14 protein-coding genes are annotated in these 13340 nt (G+C 64.9%); 11 read left to right on the forward strand and 3 right to left on the reverse strand.

Features of this window, described 5'->3' with window-relative positions; translation table 11 throughout:
* Window positions 1–144 precede the first annotated feature (144 nt).
* The 4 genes from ACSYG9_RS18215 (at window position 145) to ACSYG9_RS18230 (ending at window position 2876) form a co-directional block, all read left to right on the forward strand.
* On the forward strand, window positions 145–612 hold the full coding sequence (locus tag ACSYG9_RS18215; RefSeq protein ID WP_440123857.1) for a hypothetical protein: 468 nt from the start codon (window positions 145–147) through the stop codon (window positions 610–612).
* An 83-nt stretch (window positions 613–695) separates the two neighbouring features.
* Window positions 696–1553: an AAA family ATPase gene (locus ACSYG9_RS18220; protein WP_440123858.1), complete on the forward strand. Its 858-nt coding sequence runs from the start codon at window positions 696–698 to the stop codon at window positions 1551–1553.
* Window positions 1550–2071, forward strand: a complete 522-nt coding sequence (locus tag ACSYG9_RS18225; RefSeq protein WP_440123859.1) for a hypothetical protein — start codon at window positions 1550–1552, stop codon at window positions 2069–2071. Before ACSYG9_RS18220 ends, ACSYG9_RS18225 begins: the two co-directional genes overlap by 4 nt.
* Window positions 2072–2120: 49 nt before the next feature.
* Entirely contained in the window at window positions 2121–2876 is a 756-nt protein-coding gene (locus ACSYG9_RS18230) for a hypothetical protein (protein ID WP_440123860.1), read from the forward strand.
* A gap of 5 nt (window positions 2877–2881) precedes the next feature.
* On the opposite strand, the gene ACSYG9_RS18235 is transcribed toward ACSYG9_RS18230, so the two are convergent.
* Together ACSYG9_RS18235 and ACSYG9_RS18240 are read right to left on the reverse strand one after the other, a co-directional pair.
* A complete protein-coding gene (locus ACSYG9_RS18235; protein ID WP_440123861.1) occupies window positions 2882–3301 on the reverse strand; it encodes a CoA-binding protein in 420 nt (139 codons plus the stop codon).
* Between the two features lie 35 nt (window positions 3302–3336).
* The gene (locus ACSYG9_RS18240; RefSeq protein ID WP_454839403.1) at window positions 3337–4176 is read right to left on the reverse strand and encodes a hypothetical protein; all 840 of its coding nucleotides are present in this window, start codon (window positions 4174–4176) and stop codon (window positions 3337–3339) included.
* Window positions 4177–4298: 122 nt separating this feature from the next.
* Between ACSYG9_RS18240 and ACSYG9_RS18245 the strand changes: the two genes are divergently transcribed.
* Entirely contained in the window at window positions 4299–5276 is a 978-nt protein-coding gene (locus tag ACSYG9_RS18245) for a TauD/TfdA dioxygenase family protein (RefSeq protein WP_454839404.1), read from the forward strand.
* A 185-nt stretch (window positions 5277–5461) separates the two neighbouring features.
* Window positions 5462–7216: an aa3-type cytochrome oxidase subunit I gene (gene ctaD, locus ACSYG9_RS18250; RefSeq protein ID WP_454839405.1), complete on the forward strand. Its 1755-nt coding sequence runs from the start codon at window positions 5462–5464 to the stop codon at window positions 7214–7216.
* A gap of 1 nt (window position 7217) precedes the next feature.
* Here ctaD and ACSYG9_RS18255 read toward each other — a convergent pair whose 3' ends face one another.
* On the reverse strand, window positions 7218–7913 hold the full coding sequence (locus tag ACSYG9_RS18255; RefSeq protein ID WP_454839406.1) for a TetR/AcrR family transcriptional regulator: 696 nt from the start codon (window positions 7911–7913) through the stop codon (window positions 7218–7220).
* Window positions 7914–8089: 176 nt separating this feature from the next.
* Here ACSYG9_RS18255 and ACSYG9_RS18260 point away from each other — a divergent pair, with 176 nt between their 5' ends.
* From ACSYG9_RS18260 to ACSYG9_RS18280, 5 genes are read left to right on the forward strand one after another with little or no spacing between them, the layout of a single operon-like run.
* The gene (locus ACSYG9_RS18260; RefSeq protein WP_454839407.1) at window positions 8090–8932 is read left to right on the forward strand and encodes an urea amidolyase associated protein UAAP1; all 843 of its coding nucleotides are present in this window, start codon (window positions 8090–8092) and stop codon (window positions 8930–8932) included.
* 3 nt (window positions 8933–8935) lie between these two features.
* On the forward strand, window positions 8936–9586 hold the full coding sequence (locus tag ACSYG9_RS18265; protein WP_440123867.1) for an urea amidolyase associated protein UAAP2: 651 nt from the start codon (window positions 8936–8938) through the stop codon (window positions 9584–9586).
* A gap of 3 nt (window positions 9587–9589) precedes the next feature.
* Complete coding sequence (locus ACSYG9_RS18270) at window positions 9590–11560, forward strand: 5-oxoprolinase/urea amidolyase family protein (RefSeq protein ID WP_454839409.1); 1971 nt, start codon at window positions 9590–9592, stop codon at window positions 11558–11560.
* Window positions 11557–12315 carry a hypothetical protein gene (locus ACSYG9_RS18275; protein WP_454839411.1) on the forward strand — a complete coding sequence of 253 codons (759 nt, stop codon included), beginning with the start codon at window positions 11557–11559 and terminating at the stop codon, window positions 12313–12315. Before ACSYG9_RS18270 ends, ACSYG9_RS18275 begins: the two co-directional genes overlap by 4 nt.
* A complete protein-coding gene (locus ACSYG9_RS18280; RefSeq protein WP_454839413.1) occupies window positions 12312–13340 on the forward strand; it encodes an isopenicillin N synthase family dioxygenase in 1029 nt (342 codons plus the stop codon). Before ACSYG9_RS18275 ends, ACSYG9_RS18280 begins: the two co-directional genes overlap by 4 nt.

Genomic DNA, 13340 nt, shown 5'->3' on the forward strand with positions numbered 1-13340 from the left:
ATGACCACAACGTCGAATTACGTGTCGTATATAGGTCGGATCCGCCTTCGATAATAGTGAGCTGCACCACTGATCAACTGCTTGTTTCGGTGTTAGCGTCCGTCGCGTTCCGATGGGGGGACAAAAGTGACGCGAGGGGCAAAAGTGACATTTCTCAGGGGTTGGAAATCGGTCGCACTCGGCGGTGTGGCAGCGGCGATGTTGGTCGGTTGCGGCTCCGGAGGCACCGTGACCGTGGTCGATGATCCGAAAATGGAGTCGGAGTTCGACTCGGTTCTCACCTCGGGACAGCAGCGGAGCCTCGGTGAGGTGGTGGAGGCGGGTGGGCTCGACAGCGACTCGTGGGACCGGATGTACTACTTCAGTGCGCCACTGCTGATGAGTGAGATCAATCGCGCGCTCGGCACCGAGGGCGTGGTGTGGGAAGAACTCCCCGGCGACGAAGCCAAGGGGATTATCGTGTTCACCTCGGGTGGTGAGGTCGTAAGCGCCGTGATCGACCACAAGCCGGCGGTATCGCTGTCGGGATATGCGACTGCAGACTCGATGGTGGGCCGCGACCAGGCGATTGCGGATTACGAGCGCGTCGCGGTGGAGTCGCAGGGGCACTGAGCGGACTCCGCGTCGCCTTTGTCCGCCTTCCGGTGTAGTTTGCTGCAGCGACGTGTAGCAATTCGTTCCGGAGGAGTGCGCTGGTGGCGCGGGTTATTGCGACAATCAACCTGAAGGGCGGCGTCGGCAAGACCACGACGACGGCCGCACTGGGTGAGTTCATGGCGGCCGAGTTCGGGCAGAAGGTTCTGCTCGTGGATCTCGATCCACAGACCAACCTCACGACGATGATGGTCGGGGAGGAGAGGTGGCGGGAACTCAACGAACTCGGCCGTACCCTTGCCGCGCTCTTCCGGCGTGCGGTGGAGCCGGAGGCCGACGCATTCGATCTCGAGAAGTCGCTTCAGAAAGATGTGTCGTCCGTGAAAGCGGTACGCGGCGTCGACCTGCTCTCGTCCTCACTGGACCTCATGGAGATCCAGGAAGGCCTGAGCTTTCAGCAATACGCCGATCCCCGATCCCATCGGCCCATCGAGGTCCTGCGCGACGCACTCGACCCGATCGCCGACGATTACGACTACATCCTCGTCGACTGCCCGCCCAACCTCGGGATGCTCACCCTCAACGGACTCCGCGTCGCTGACGGCTACATCGTCCCCACGATTCCGGACATCCTGTCCACGTACGGGATCCCGCAGTTGCAGAAGCGGGTGGCGAGATTCTCGGACCGTACCGGTCATTCGATCCGTGAGCTGGGCCTGGTCATCACCAAGTACCGCAGCGCATCGAGCCTGCATCGCACCATCATCGAGCAGCTTCAACGCGACGACACGATCGCCAGCGTCGTTCCCGCATGGATTCCCGAAGCGAACCAGATCGCCGCGTCCGCGGAGTTCGTTCCCTACGGCACCCTCAAGCGCAAATACGGTGGTGCAGGACAGTTCGATGCCCTACGCATGCTCACCGAGACGATACTGATGAATGCGCAGGTGTACTTGTGAGCCCACGTGGTCGCGAAGGCGACCGTGGTGCGCGTGACGACGTGTCCGACGCCCGGTTGCGGGTTCAGATCGGTGAGGCGAGCGCCGCGCTGCTGCGCCTCAACGGTGCCGCGCCGACCGCGGCGGAATCCCTCGTCGCCCTCGTTCGGGTGATCGCAGACGAAGCCGCACGTAACCAACGATTCGCCGACGCCATCGCAGGTGTGCTCAGGCCTGTCACCGCAGAAGTGGCCGCGGCTCCGGCGCGTAGGCAAGCCCCGGTCCGGAAAGCCTCGGCCGGACGAGCCAAGCGTGCGCCCGGTCTGTTCGACCCTTTCGAAGCGTTCCGTGATGGGGGAGAAGCGGGCCTGCGCGACCGGCTCGCTCCGCTCGATGCCGACCGGTTGAAGGACATCATCGCCGAGCACGCGATGGACTACGACAAGCTCGCGATGCGGTGGCGTACTCCGTCCAAGCTGCAAGAACGGATCGTCGACCGCGTCAAGGCGTTGTCGACCAAAGGTGATGCCTTTCGGTGACCGGTATGGGGGCTTTCCGACATCCGGTACGTAACCGTATGGTTGGTCCATGGAAGAGTCAGCCGACAGGGGCGTCCGGGCGTTCGTCGCCGATGTCGTTCAGCGAGGCGGAAGTGCCACACAGCTGAAGGGCTCTCGTGCGGTGCGGGTGAAGGGGGTGGACGGGCGCAGCTGCGTCGTCCGGGTGCGGTCGACCAGCAGGGGGCAGTGGATGGCACGCAGGCAGGACGGCACACCGGGGAGCGACCCCACGGGTTCGTCGTACTGGGTGTTCGTCGACCTCGCGACAGACTCTCCGCAGTTCTACATGGTCGAATCCGACGAGGTGGAATCCGGGATCGCGGCCGACGTCGAACTGTGGCTCGCCGAGCGTCCCGGCCGAGTTCCCACCGGCAGTCACCCCATCCCGATGAGCAGCGTCGCGCACGGGCACGACCGATGGGATCTGCTCAATCTCAACCGGGTTCGCGATTCTCAACATCGTAAAGAGGTGTTGCGGCCGCGAGCCAAGCCCGCGAAGACCACCAAGCCCGTGGCGGAACCCGAGTTCGTCGACCCCAGAACCGCGATCGTGTCGGACTTCGGCGGATATCGGATCCACGCGCGTTTCGACTCGGACAACAGCAACGTCGAGATCACCCGCGGCCCCATGGAAGGCCGCCGATTCGGGCACCCGACCACAGCTGCGAACGCAGTCACGAAGTTCGTCAGCGACGACGACGCCGAATATGACGGCTGGACCTTCTGGCGTCTCGACGATCAGTCGGGTGCGTCCCTCGGAAATTATCTGTCGCGCAGCGGGTAGCGCACTCAGTTCCTGTTCTGCGTGCCCCACTCGATGGCAGGGCAGGTGTCCATGACCATCGCGACACCGGCGTCGGTCGTCCGCGCGAAGGCGTCCTCGTCGATCACCCCGAGCTGGAACCACACCCCTTTCGCGCCGATCGAGACGGCCTGATCGGCGAATTCGCCCGCGGCGTCGGACCTGCGGAACACATCGACGACGTCGATGGGGAACGGTACGTCGGCGAGGGTCGGGTAACCCTGCTCGCCGAAGACCTTCGGAGCGGTCGGGTGGATGGGCACAACGCGCTTCCCGCGCTCGCGCAGAAGCTTCGCGATGCGATACGCGGTCCGGTTGGGGTCGCCCGACAGGCCGACCACTGCCCACGTCGCGCAGTCGTCGAGCATGAGCGAGACGGAGTCAGGATTCTGCCATGTGGTGCTCATATGCTCCACCGTACGTACGGGCGGCGGAGTAGGCGTCACACTCCGCAGAATGCGGCGGTGTGCTGCGGGGGCACCGTGTCGAGCAGCGCTTGCGCGGGCGCACCCAGGGTCGGGTCGCCTGCGAGCCACGCGACGGCGGGGCAGTCCGCGAGTGGAGTTCCGTGTTCGGCGGGGGAGGCTTCGCCCTCGGTGAACGCGCCGAGGACGTTCTCCGTCAACTGGTGGGCCGACCCGTATACCGAGGCGGCGACGGAGAAATCGGGTCCGAAGGACGCGGACGCGTGGAATGCGCGGTCGTCGCTCCAGCCCCACTTGGTGCCGATCACTCCTGCGAGCAGCGCGGTACCGAAGTTCTGTGGGTAGCCGTCGGCTGCAGTCTCATGGGCAGAGGCCATCGCGGCGAGGACGGGCGAGCCGGGATCGGTGCGCTTCTTCGTCTCGAGGTAGGTCACCATGTCGTGTGTGGAGGTCGTTCCGAATCCCCAGTAGCCGGGCACGTGGGTATCGGCGAGACCGAACTCGGCGACCGTTGTGGAGATCGACTGGGGATACTTCGCGTACAGGCGGTCTGCGATGGCATCGTCCGACGCGCGGATCATTTCGACGGCGTCCGTCTGGTCGTCCGGATCTCCTTGTCGGACAACGTATTCGGCAATGTACAACTTGACAATGGAGGCCCCGGCGCGGGATTCGTGCTCGTTCGTAGTTCCTGCGCGTGCACCCGACGGGGTGTGTGCGAAAGAGATCGCCGTCGAACTCGGAGCGACGATGGCCCCGTTGCCGTCGACGATCGGTGCGGGCGCCGCCGCTGCGGTTGCCGCTGGTGCCAGGATGATCGCGGTGGTTGCGAGGAGGACACTCACCGAGGTTCGCATGGGAAATGATGCTACCGGGTGCCGACGGTGGGGTTCGGATCCGAATGAGCGAAACCGTCGACTTGTCGCAGTCGCGTTGGAAGCCTTTGCGCAGACATTCGACTACGACCCAGGAGCCCCACATGACCCTCAGTGAACTCGAACGCCGGACAGCCACACCGGACGACATCTATCGCGCAGGCGGCATCGTGGTCACCAAGCTCGGAGAGCACATCGGCGCCCGGATCGATGGCGTGAAACTATCCGGCGCCCTGTCGCCGGAGACGGTCGAGGCCATCCGGTACGCACTGGCCGCGAACAAAACGATCGTCTTCCAGGAGCAGCAACATCTCGACGACGAGTCCCAGTGGGCATTCGCGGGACTCCTCGGCACACAGACGCAGTCGCACCCTACAGTCCATTCGAAGGGGACACGCCTGCTCCCCATCGAAGGCGCCGCGAACAGTTGGCATACCGACGTCAGCTTCGTCGATCGCATTCCGAAGGCCTCGATCCTGAGGGCTGTCACCATCCCGCCGTATGGAGGCGCAACGACGTGGGCGTCGACGACTGCCGCCTACGAACAGCTTCCCGATGCGCTCAGGTCGTTGGTCGACAATCTGTGGGCACTGCACACGAACCTGTACGACTATGCGGAGAAATTCGACGCCGGAAGTTCGACGCTTGTCGATGAGCGCAACCAGTATCAGGAGGAGTTCCGGCGCAACACCTACGAGACGATCCATCCCGTCGTCCGTGTCCACCCGCAGACGGGGGAACGCTCGTTGCTCCTCGGACACTTCGTCAAGGAGTTCGTGGGGTTGAAGTCATCCGAGACGGCCGCGCTCCTGCAGCTCTTGCAAGCACGAGTTACGAAGCTCGAGAACACCTTCCGCTGGGCCTGGTCTCCGGGTGATGTCGCGATCTGGGACAACCGTGCCACTCAGCACTACGGCATCGCCGACTTCGGCGGTCACACCCGTCGCCTGCACCGCATCACGCTCGCGGGTGACTTGCCGGTGGGGGTCGACGGAACCGAAAGTCGCGTCGTGCAGGGGGACGCGTCGGAATACTCGGTGGTCGAGACGCCGTCGCGCCTCCCGGGATTCGAGCACGCCTGACGTCGGTGCCCGAGATGATGGTTGGTGTATCGAAATGTCGACCACCGACCATCATTCCGACCCCAGTTCCGGCAGCGAGGTCTACGCTCGTGGCTACCGGCCTGTCCCGGAGAGTCAGGCGTGCCGAGGGCGGGTACCGGGGGAATGCCGCACGTCGGCGCCGCGGTCGTCTTGGAGGTTCGTCCATGAATCCGGTGGTGGTGGAGGCTCGAGCAGTAAGGCCGTATCCCGAGCGCCGCGCCCGTAAGGGGGCAGTACTCTACAACCTGATCACGACGACCGACCCGAAAACGCTCGGGATCATGTACATCGTCACCGCTTTCGCTTTTTTCCTTGCGGGTGGGCTCATGGCGATGCTGATGCGCACCGAACTCGCCGTGCCGGGACTGCAATTCCTGTCGAACGAGCAGTACAACCAGTTGTTCACCATGCACGGCGGCATCATGCTGCTGCTCTATGCGACACCCATCGTGTTCGGCTTCGCCAACTACATCCTCCCGCTGCAGATCGGCGCACCCGACGTCGCGTTCCCACGACTGAACGCGTTCAGCTACTGGCTGTTCCTCTTCGGGGCGTTGGTCGTCCTGTTCAGTCTGATCACCCCCGGTGGCGGTCCTGATTTCGGTTGGACCTCCTACATGCCGCTCGCCAACGCGATCCACGCACCGGGGGTGGGTGCCAATCTGTGGTTCGCCGGCCTCGCGGTCACCGGCCTCGGCACGATTCTCGGTGGCGTCAACATGATCACCACCGTGGTGTGCATGCGGGCACCGGGTATGACCATGTTCCGGATGCCGATCTTCACGTGGAACATCTTCATCACGATGATCCTGATCCTGCTGGTGTTTCCCCTGCTGACCGCGGCGTTCATGGGAGGACTGGCCGACCGGCTCCTCGGTGCCCACATCTACGATCCCGCGACCGGTGGTGTGCTGCTCTATCAGCACCTGTTCTGGTTCTTCGGGCATCCCGAGGTGTATGTCGTGGCGTTGCCGTTCTTCGGGATCGTCACCGAGGTCTTCCCGGTCTTCAGCCGCAAACCTGTCTTCGGATACTCGGGGCTGGTCTACGCGACCATCGCGATCGCCGCTCTGTCGGTCGCGGTGTGGGCGCACCACATGTATGCGACCGGGGCGGTGTTGCTGCCGTACTTCTCGTTCATGACCTTCCTCATCGCGGTGCCGACCGGGGTGAAGTTCTTCAACTGGATCGGCACGTTGTGGAAAGGGCAGATCACGTTCGAGACGCCGATGCTGTTCGCCCTCGGCTTTCTCATCACGTTCCTGTTCGGTGGTCTGACCGGTATCATTCTGGCCTCTCCGCCCCTGGACTTCCACGTGCACGACACCTACTTCGTGGTAGCGCACTTCCACTACGTGCTGTTCGGCACGATCGTCTTCGCGACGTACTCCGGCATCTACTTCTGGTTCCCGAAGATGACAGGACGCATGCTGGACGAACGCCTCGGCAAGTGGCATTTCTGGTTGACATTCATCGGCTTTCACACCACCTTCCTCGTGCAGCACTGGCTCGGTAACGAGGGCATGCCCCGCCGGTACGCCGACTACCTGCCCTCCGACGGCTTCACGACGCTCAACACGGTCTCCACAATCGGCGCATTCGTCCTCGGTGCGTCCACGCTGCCGTTCGTGTGGAACGTGTTCAAGAGCTACCGCTACGGGCAGGTCGTCACCGTCGACGACCCGTGGGGTTACGGCAATTCACTCGAATGGGCCACCACGTGCCCGCCGCCGCGCCACAACTTCACGGAACTGCCGCGTATCCGGTCGGAACGCCCGGCGTTCGAGCTGCACTACCCGCACATGTCGGATCGCATGCGGGCGGAGTCCCATGTCGGTCCGGGTTCGCAGAAACACAACGTGACGGTGCTCGAGGGCGCCGATCGCACACCGCCCGACACCTCGTCCAACCGGCAGTGAGCTATTCCCGGAGACTCCACGTGCCGAACGAGTCGGCAGCGACACCGATCATGAGCGCCCACGCCTGATCCACCACGTCCTCGGGGCGCTGCCCGAGCACGGTCAGCGCCGCGATCGCCAGAGTTTCGGGAAGCTGAGCGTCGATCGCCGTGTCCATCTGCCGGTCGGCGCGGATGTCGATGACCGACTCCACGAGCCGGAACGGTAGCTCGGCGCGTGGATCGCAGGCAACGTCAGCTCCTCCGCCCAGCACCTCGACGGCGAGGTCGCGATAGCGACGTGCAAGTCGTAGACGGCTCTGCCGGAAGGTCTCGAACGCTTCGCTGCGGACCTCCGGAAGCATGTACAGCGCGCCGAGATTCCACCGTCCAGCGCACAGCTGCGCGGCGTCGAACCATGCGAGTGCGCACAACAGCACTGCGGCCGGCGTGGAGTCGTCGAGGCTCTCGTCGAACTCGACGGTCGGAGCAATCGTGGCATCGAGGAGCGTGGCGAGGATGTCGTTCTTCGTCGCGAAATGGTTGTAGAGCGAGGCCTGTCTCATTCCGACGGCATCGGCGATCTGTCGCGTCGTGGTGGTTGCGAAACCTCGCGTACTGAACAACTCTGCGGCGGCGTCGAGGATCTCTGCGCGGGCGGTGGTGCCCGGGCGCCGAGGGCTTGTCAGCCGGGGACGGCCTGGTCCTGCTCTGGTCACCTCACCACCTTGGCACACCGAGTTGTGTTGCTACCCAATCGCATCGATGTGTGAGCGTTACGTCATCAGTTGGAAACATCGGCCACACACTCGTTACGCCGGGGACATCCTCCGAAGACGCGCGCTCTGAAAACTGTCACTCGACAGTTACCCCGTCCGCCACGAATCGGAGCACCATGACCGAGACACTCGCGACAGCCACGACCCACGCCGCCAGAGAACACGCACGCGCCCAGGCCGGAACCGTCACCGACGGCATGCCGATCGTGCCGGCGTCGGCGTGGCCCACACCGCCCAACGGCCGGTGTGTGTCGATGACCTGGGCCGAGACCGTGCCGGGCGGCCGCTACACCAGTAAGGTCCTCGCTCGCGGCACCCGCTTGCGTCTGCGCGACCTCGACGGCGCCGCGTGCGCACACCTTCTCCTGTTCCGGGCCGATGCGACACACGAGCGGCTCAACGTCGCCGACACCGTCAAGGTTCCGTGGCAGGCCTACCTCGGCGTCGGGCACCCTCTCCTCTCGGATCAGGGACGTGTACTCGCGACTGTTGTCGCCGACACCTCGCACCACCACGACGCTATGTGCGGCACGAGCCACGCGGCAGGAAACACCGCGCGATACGGCGCCGGTGCGCTGCATTCGCCGTCCCCTGCGGGACGCGAACTTTTCAAAGTCGCCGCAGCCAAGCACGACCTGCAGCCCCGAGATCTTCCACCGTCGCTGTCGTTCTTCCACGGCATCCGTGTCGAGGACGACGGTGGGCTCACCAGCACCGGAACCGCCGGCGCCGGTGCGTATGTCGACCTGCTCGTCCACCTCCCGGTTGTCGTGCTCATCGCCAACACCGCACACCCGCTCGACCCGAACCCCGAGTTCGTCACGACCCCACTCGAAGTGACCGCATGGCGCGCCGCCGGCGAACTCGACTCGATCGACACCACCGAACCCGAGTACCACCGCGCGGTGCTCAACACCGAAGACGCCTGGGCTGCGGCTCATTCCGAAATGGAGAACTGACCCATGACCACCACCGACGATACTGCTGCGCTCATCCCCGGAAGCGTTGTGCTCGACGAGACCGTCGCGCTCCGTGGCCCATGGTCGACGGTTGTTGCCGCAGGTGACGTGCTGACCATCGTCGATCTCCTCGGCAACCAGGCCGTCGACACCCTCATCTACGACGCTCACGACACCGCCTCGCGGTACAGCGCCGCCGCAACCGTTGCGGGGCAGGGCAACCTGTTCCTCACCACCGGATCGGTACTCCGTGACGCCGAGGGCGAACCGCTCATGACTCTCGTCGGCGACGAGGTCGGCAACCACGACACCGTCGGCGGTGCCTGCTCGCAGGAATCCAACACACTCCGCTACGGGCACCACACCAAGCATCAGCACGCGTGTGTCGAGAACTTCCTGATCGAAGGCGCCGAGTGGGGCCTCGGCAAGCGAGATCTGGTCTCCAACATCAACTTCTTCATGAATGTTCCGGTGGAAGCAGATGGCACGCTCGGCATCGTCGACGGCCTGTCCGCCCCCGGCAAGCGTCTCGCCATCAGGGCCGACCGCGACGTGCTGGTGCTCGTCTCCAACTGCCCGCAGATCAACAACCCGTGCAACGGTTTCGATCCCACACCCGTCCGGATGATCGTCACGCGACCACAGGGGGTGTGAGCCATGACCACGAAGATCACTGTCGAACGACCCGGAATGCTCACCACCGTCCAGGACTACCCGGGTCGCGCCGGCTACTGGCAGATTGGTGTGCCGCCCTCCGGACCGATGGACGACCTGTCGTTCCGCCTCGGCAACACCGCTCTCGGAAACGACGAGGGCACATCCGGCCTCGAATCCGCAATGGCCGGTCCGGCCCTGCGCTTCACCGAGGACACCGTGGTGTGCGTGACAGGCGCTCCGGTCACGGTGCGCATCGACGGTGAGATCGTGCCACAGTGGCGGCCCGTCACGGTTCCGGCGGGCGGATTGCTCGACGTCGGAACGATCGAGGGGCCGGGCCTGCGTGTCTACGTACTCGTGGCCGGCGGCCTCGATGTCCCCGAGTTCCTCGGCAGCACAGCTACCTTCACCCTCGGGACCTTCGGTGGTCACGAGGGTCGCGCACTCCGCGACGGAGACGTGCTGGTCGTCGGTGACATCCCGTCGGCCCAGAGCGCCGCAGTGCCCTCCGAGCACATCCCGGCCCTCGCGACGCGCTGGCGGATCGCTGTCACCGAGGGCCCGCACGGCGCACCCGAGTTCTTCACCCGCGCCGACATCGACACCCTCTACGCCACCGACTATGAGGTGCACTTCAACTCCGACCGCACCGGCGTCCGGCTCGTCGGCCCGGTACCGGAATGGGCCCGCACCGACGGCGGTGAGGCCGGATTGCACCCCTCGAACATCCACGACAACGCCTACTCCGTCGGTGCACTGGATTTCACCGGTGACACCCCGATCCTCCTCGGACCCGACGGCCCGAGCCTCGGCGGCTTCGTGTGCCCGGTGACCGTGGCGTCCGCCGACCGTTGGAAGCTCGGTCAGCTCGCCCCCGGCAACACGATCCGGTTCGTGCCGGTGCGGGCGGAGCGCGTCGCATCGCGCCGCGCACTCGGAACCGCGCGTCGCGCAGGGTTGTCGCTGGTCACCTCCAGTGGCGGAGATGGCGACGACGGCGTGCTCGCCCGCCGCGACGGCCACACCGCCGTCACCTACCGGCGCAGCGGCGACGACAACGTGCTCGTCGAATACGGCGACATGGCCCTCGACCTGGGGTTGCGCGCCCGCATCCATGCGCTGCACCAGCGGCTCGACGCCGACCGCCCCCGCGGCCTGCTCGAACTCACCCCGGGCATCCGATCGCTGCAGGTCAAGGTCGACCCTGATGTGCTGCCCGTGAAGGCCTTGCTCCGGCACCTCGCGGACGTCGAGGACACCCTCGGCGACAGCGATGAACTCGAGGTACCCAGCAGGCACGTGCGGCTGCCGCTCTCGTGGGACGATCCTGCGACGCGCGAAGCCATCCAGCGCTACATGCACGGGGTGCGTTCCGATGCGCCGTGGTGCCCGTGGAACATCGAGTTCATCCGCCGCATGAACGGCCTCGATGGTGTTGCCGACGTGTTCGACACCGTCTTCGCCGCCGAGTACATGGTGCTCGGGCTCGGCGACGTCTACCTCGGTGCGCCGGTCGCGACCCCGCTCGACCCGCGGCACCGACTTGTCACCACGAAGTACAACCCCGCACGCACCTGGACTCCGGAAAATGCGGTCGGGATCGGTGGTGCATATCTGTGCATCTACGGAATGGAAGGCCCGGGCGGCTACCAATTCGTCGGACGCACCACACAGGTGTGGAACCACCGGCATCCACAACATGCCGGTCCGTTCGAGGACGGCACACCGTGGCTTCTGCGCTTCTTCGACCGGATCTCTTGGTACCCCGTCGATCCCGAGGAGCTGCTCGACCTGCGCGCCGACCTCGCCGCGGGTCGCGGTGGGGGAGTGGAGATCACCGACGGCACTTTCTCTCTCGCCGAACACCGGAAGTTCCTGGTGGACAACACCGAGTCGATCGACGCCTTCCAGCGCATCCAGTCCGTGGCGTTCGCGCAGGAGCGTGCACGGTGGAAGGAAGGCGGCGCGTGACCGTCGCTACGTCGCTGCTGGGAACCCGTTTCGAGCGCACCCTCCTGAGGAGACCGGAGCATTCCGACGATACGACGACTCGTGTCACCTGGCTACAAGGACGCGCACTGTACTGCGATCTTCGACAGCCCGCTGCGCTACCGAAGATCGAGGCACCCGCGCTTCGCGCCCTGGGTATCGAAGACCTCCTCGTGCTGGCCGAGCAGGACGGATTCGCCGGCCCACTGTTCGACAACGGCGACCACGTCGAATGGGGCCGCACGGTCGCGCTGCACCCGGCAGGAGCGACACCGGACGCCGGTGCTCTGAATGCGCTCGATCACGTCACCCTCGTCGAGCAAGGCATGTTCGAGGACTACATCGAACACTGGCGGATCGTGGCCACCTCACAGGACATCGACGAGTACCTGCTCGAGGACCTCGACACCGGTGCACCCGGAGTCCTCGTGCGCGTGGGCGGTGACTTCGCATTCGCCCGGGGCCGTACCCATGTGCTCGACGGTCCCTTGCTCGAACAGATCCGCGGCGCCGCCGGCCTGCGCGCGGCACAAGACCTCTTCGACTGTGAGATCGCGCTCGGAGTTGTGCGCGGCGAGCAGTGGATCATCACCGCCTCCAGTCTCCCGTATCGGTCAGGTGCACAACTCGATCCGGTGTTCGGCGACCTGATCGTCACTTGCGACCACGACGTCGACGGGAATCCGGTCGTACGGAACTGGCAGCGACTCGACCCCGACTCCAGGAGAATCACGTGACCTTCACCAGTATCCCGGTCATCGACGTCACCGCTCTCATCGTCGGCGCGGACGGACGCGAGGCCGTGGTCGACGAACTCGGCCGAGCAGCACGCGAGGTGGGCTTCGCTCAGATCATCGGTCACGGAATCGATCGCACCCTGATCGACGAACTGAAGGACGCAGCCGAGCGCTTCTTCGCGGAATCGGACGGCACGAAAATGTCCGTGTACATCGGTAATTCCACCAACCACCGCGGATATGTCCCGGCAGGGGAGGAAGTGTTCGCGGGAGCCACCCCCGACCACAAAGAGGCCTACGACCTTTCGATCGATCTCCCGGCCGACGACCCGGACTATCTCGCGGGCAATCCGTTGCTCGGACCCAATCAGTGGCCCGCGCTCGACAACTTCGCCGGCCCCGTCACCGCCTACTACAACGCGATCTTCGGTCTCGGCCGAGTCGTCCTGCGCGCCTTCGCCGAAACCTTGGGTGAGCCGCCGGATCTCTTCGATCGATATGTCACCACCCCGCCCGCACAGCTGCGGATGATCCACTATCCGCACGACCCGAGCGCCGACGACCGGCCGGGTATCGGTGCCCACACCGACTACGAGGTGTTCACGCTCCTGCTGCCCACGGCGCCGGGGCTCCAGGTCGTCAACGCCGAGGGCACCTGGATCGACGTTCCGTACCGCGACGACGCGTTCGTGCTGAACATCGGTGATCTACTGGAGATTTGGACCAACGGAATCTTTACAGCGACGTCACATCGGGTGCGTAAGGTAGCCGAAGAGCGGTACTCGTTTCCGCTTTTCTTCAATATCGACTACGACACGTGGGTCGAACCCCTGGATCGATTCGTCGGTGAAGACGGTCCGCGGTACGACGGTGTGCGAGCGGGCGAGCACTTGTTCGCACAGACCGCCCAGAGTTTCGTCTATCTCCGTCGCCGTCTCGCCGATGGCGAGATCGCTCTTCCCGGCAATGCACGCCCTCTCTACTCGCTCGGACGCGAAGCCCAACGCAGCGCTCCTGCCGTCTGA

It is taken from the genome of Rhodococcus sp. SJ-2, from assembly GCF_053750035.1.

Bases quoted from the DNA above. Each gene is read 5' to 3' on its own strand.
- ACSYG9_RS18230 (WP_440123860.1), top strand. From the start codon at position 2,121: ATGGAAGAGTCAGCCGACAGGGGCGTCCGGGCGTTCGTCGCCGATGTC.
- ACSYG9_RS18235 (WP_440123861.1), bottom strand. From the start codon at position 3,301: ATGAGCACCACATGGCAGAATCCTGACTCCGTCTCGCTCATGCTCGAC.
- ACSYG9_RS18240 (WP_454839403.1), bottom strand. From the start codon at position 4,176: ATGCGAACCTCGGTGAGTGTCCTCCTCGCAACCACCGCGATCATCCTG.
- ACSYG9_RS18245 (WP_454839404.1), top strand. From the start codon at position 4,299: ATGACCCTCAGTGAACTCGAACGCCGGACAGCCACACCGGACGACATC.
- ctaD (WP_454839405.1), top strand. From the start codon at position 5,462: ATGAATCCGGTGGTGGTGGAGGCTCGAGCAGTAAGGCCGTATCCCGAG.
- ACSYG9_RS18260 (WP_454839407.1), top strand. From the start codon at position 8,090: ATGACCGAGACACTCGCGACAGCCACGACCCACGCCGCCAGAGAACAC.
- ACSYG9_RS18265 (WP_440123867.1), top strand. From the start codon at position 8,936: ATGACCACCACCGACGATACTGCTGCGCTCATCCCCGGAAGCGTTGTG.
- ACSYG9_RS18270 (WP_454839409.1), top strand. From the start codon at position 9,590: ATGACCACGAAGATCACTGTCGAACGACCCGGAATGCTCACCACCGTC.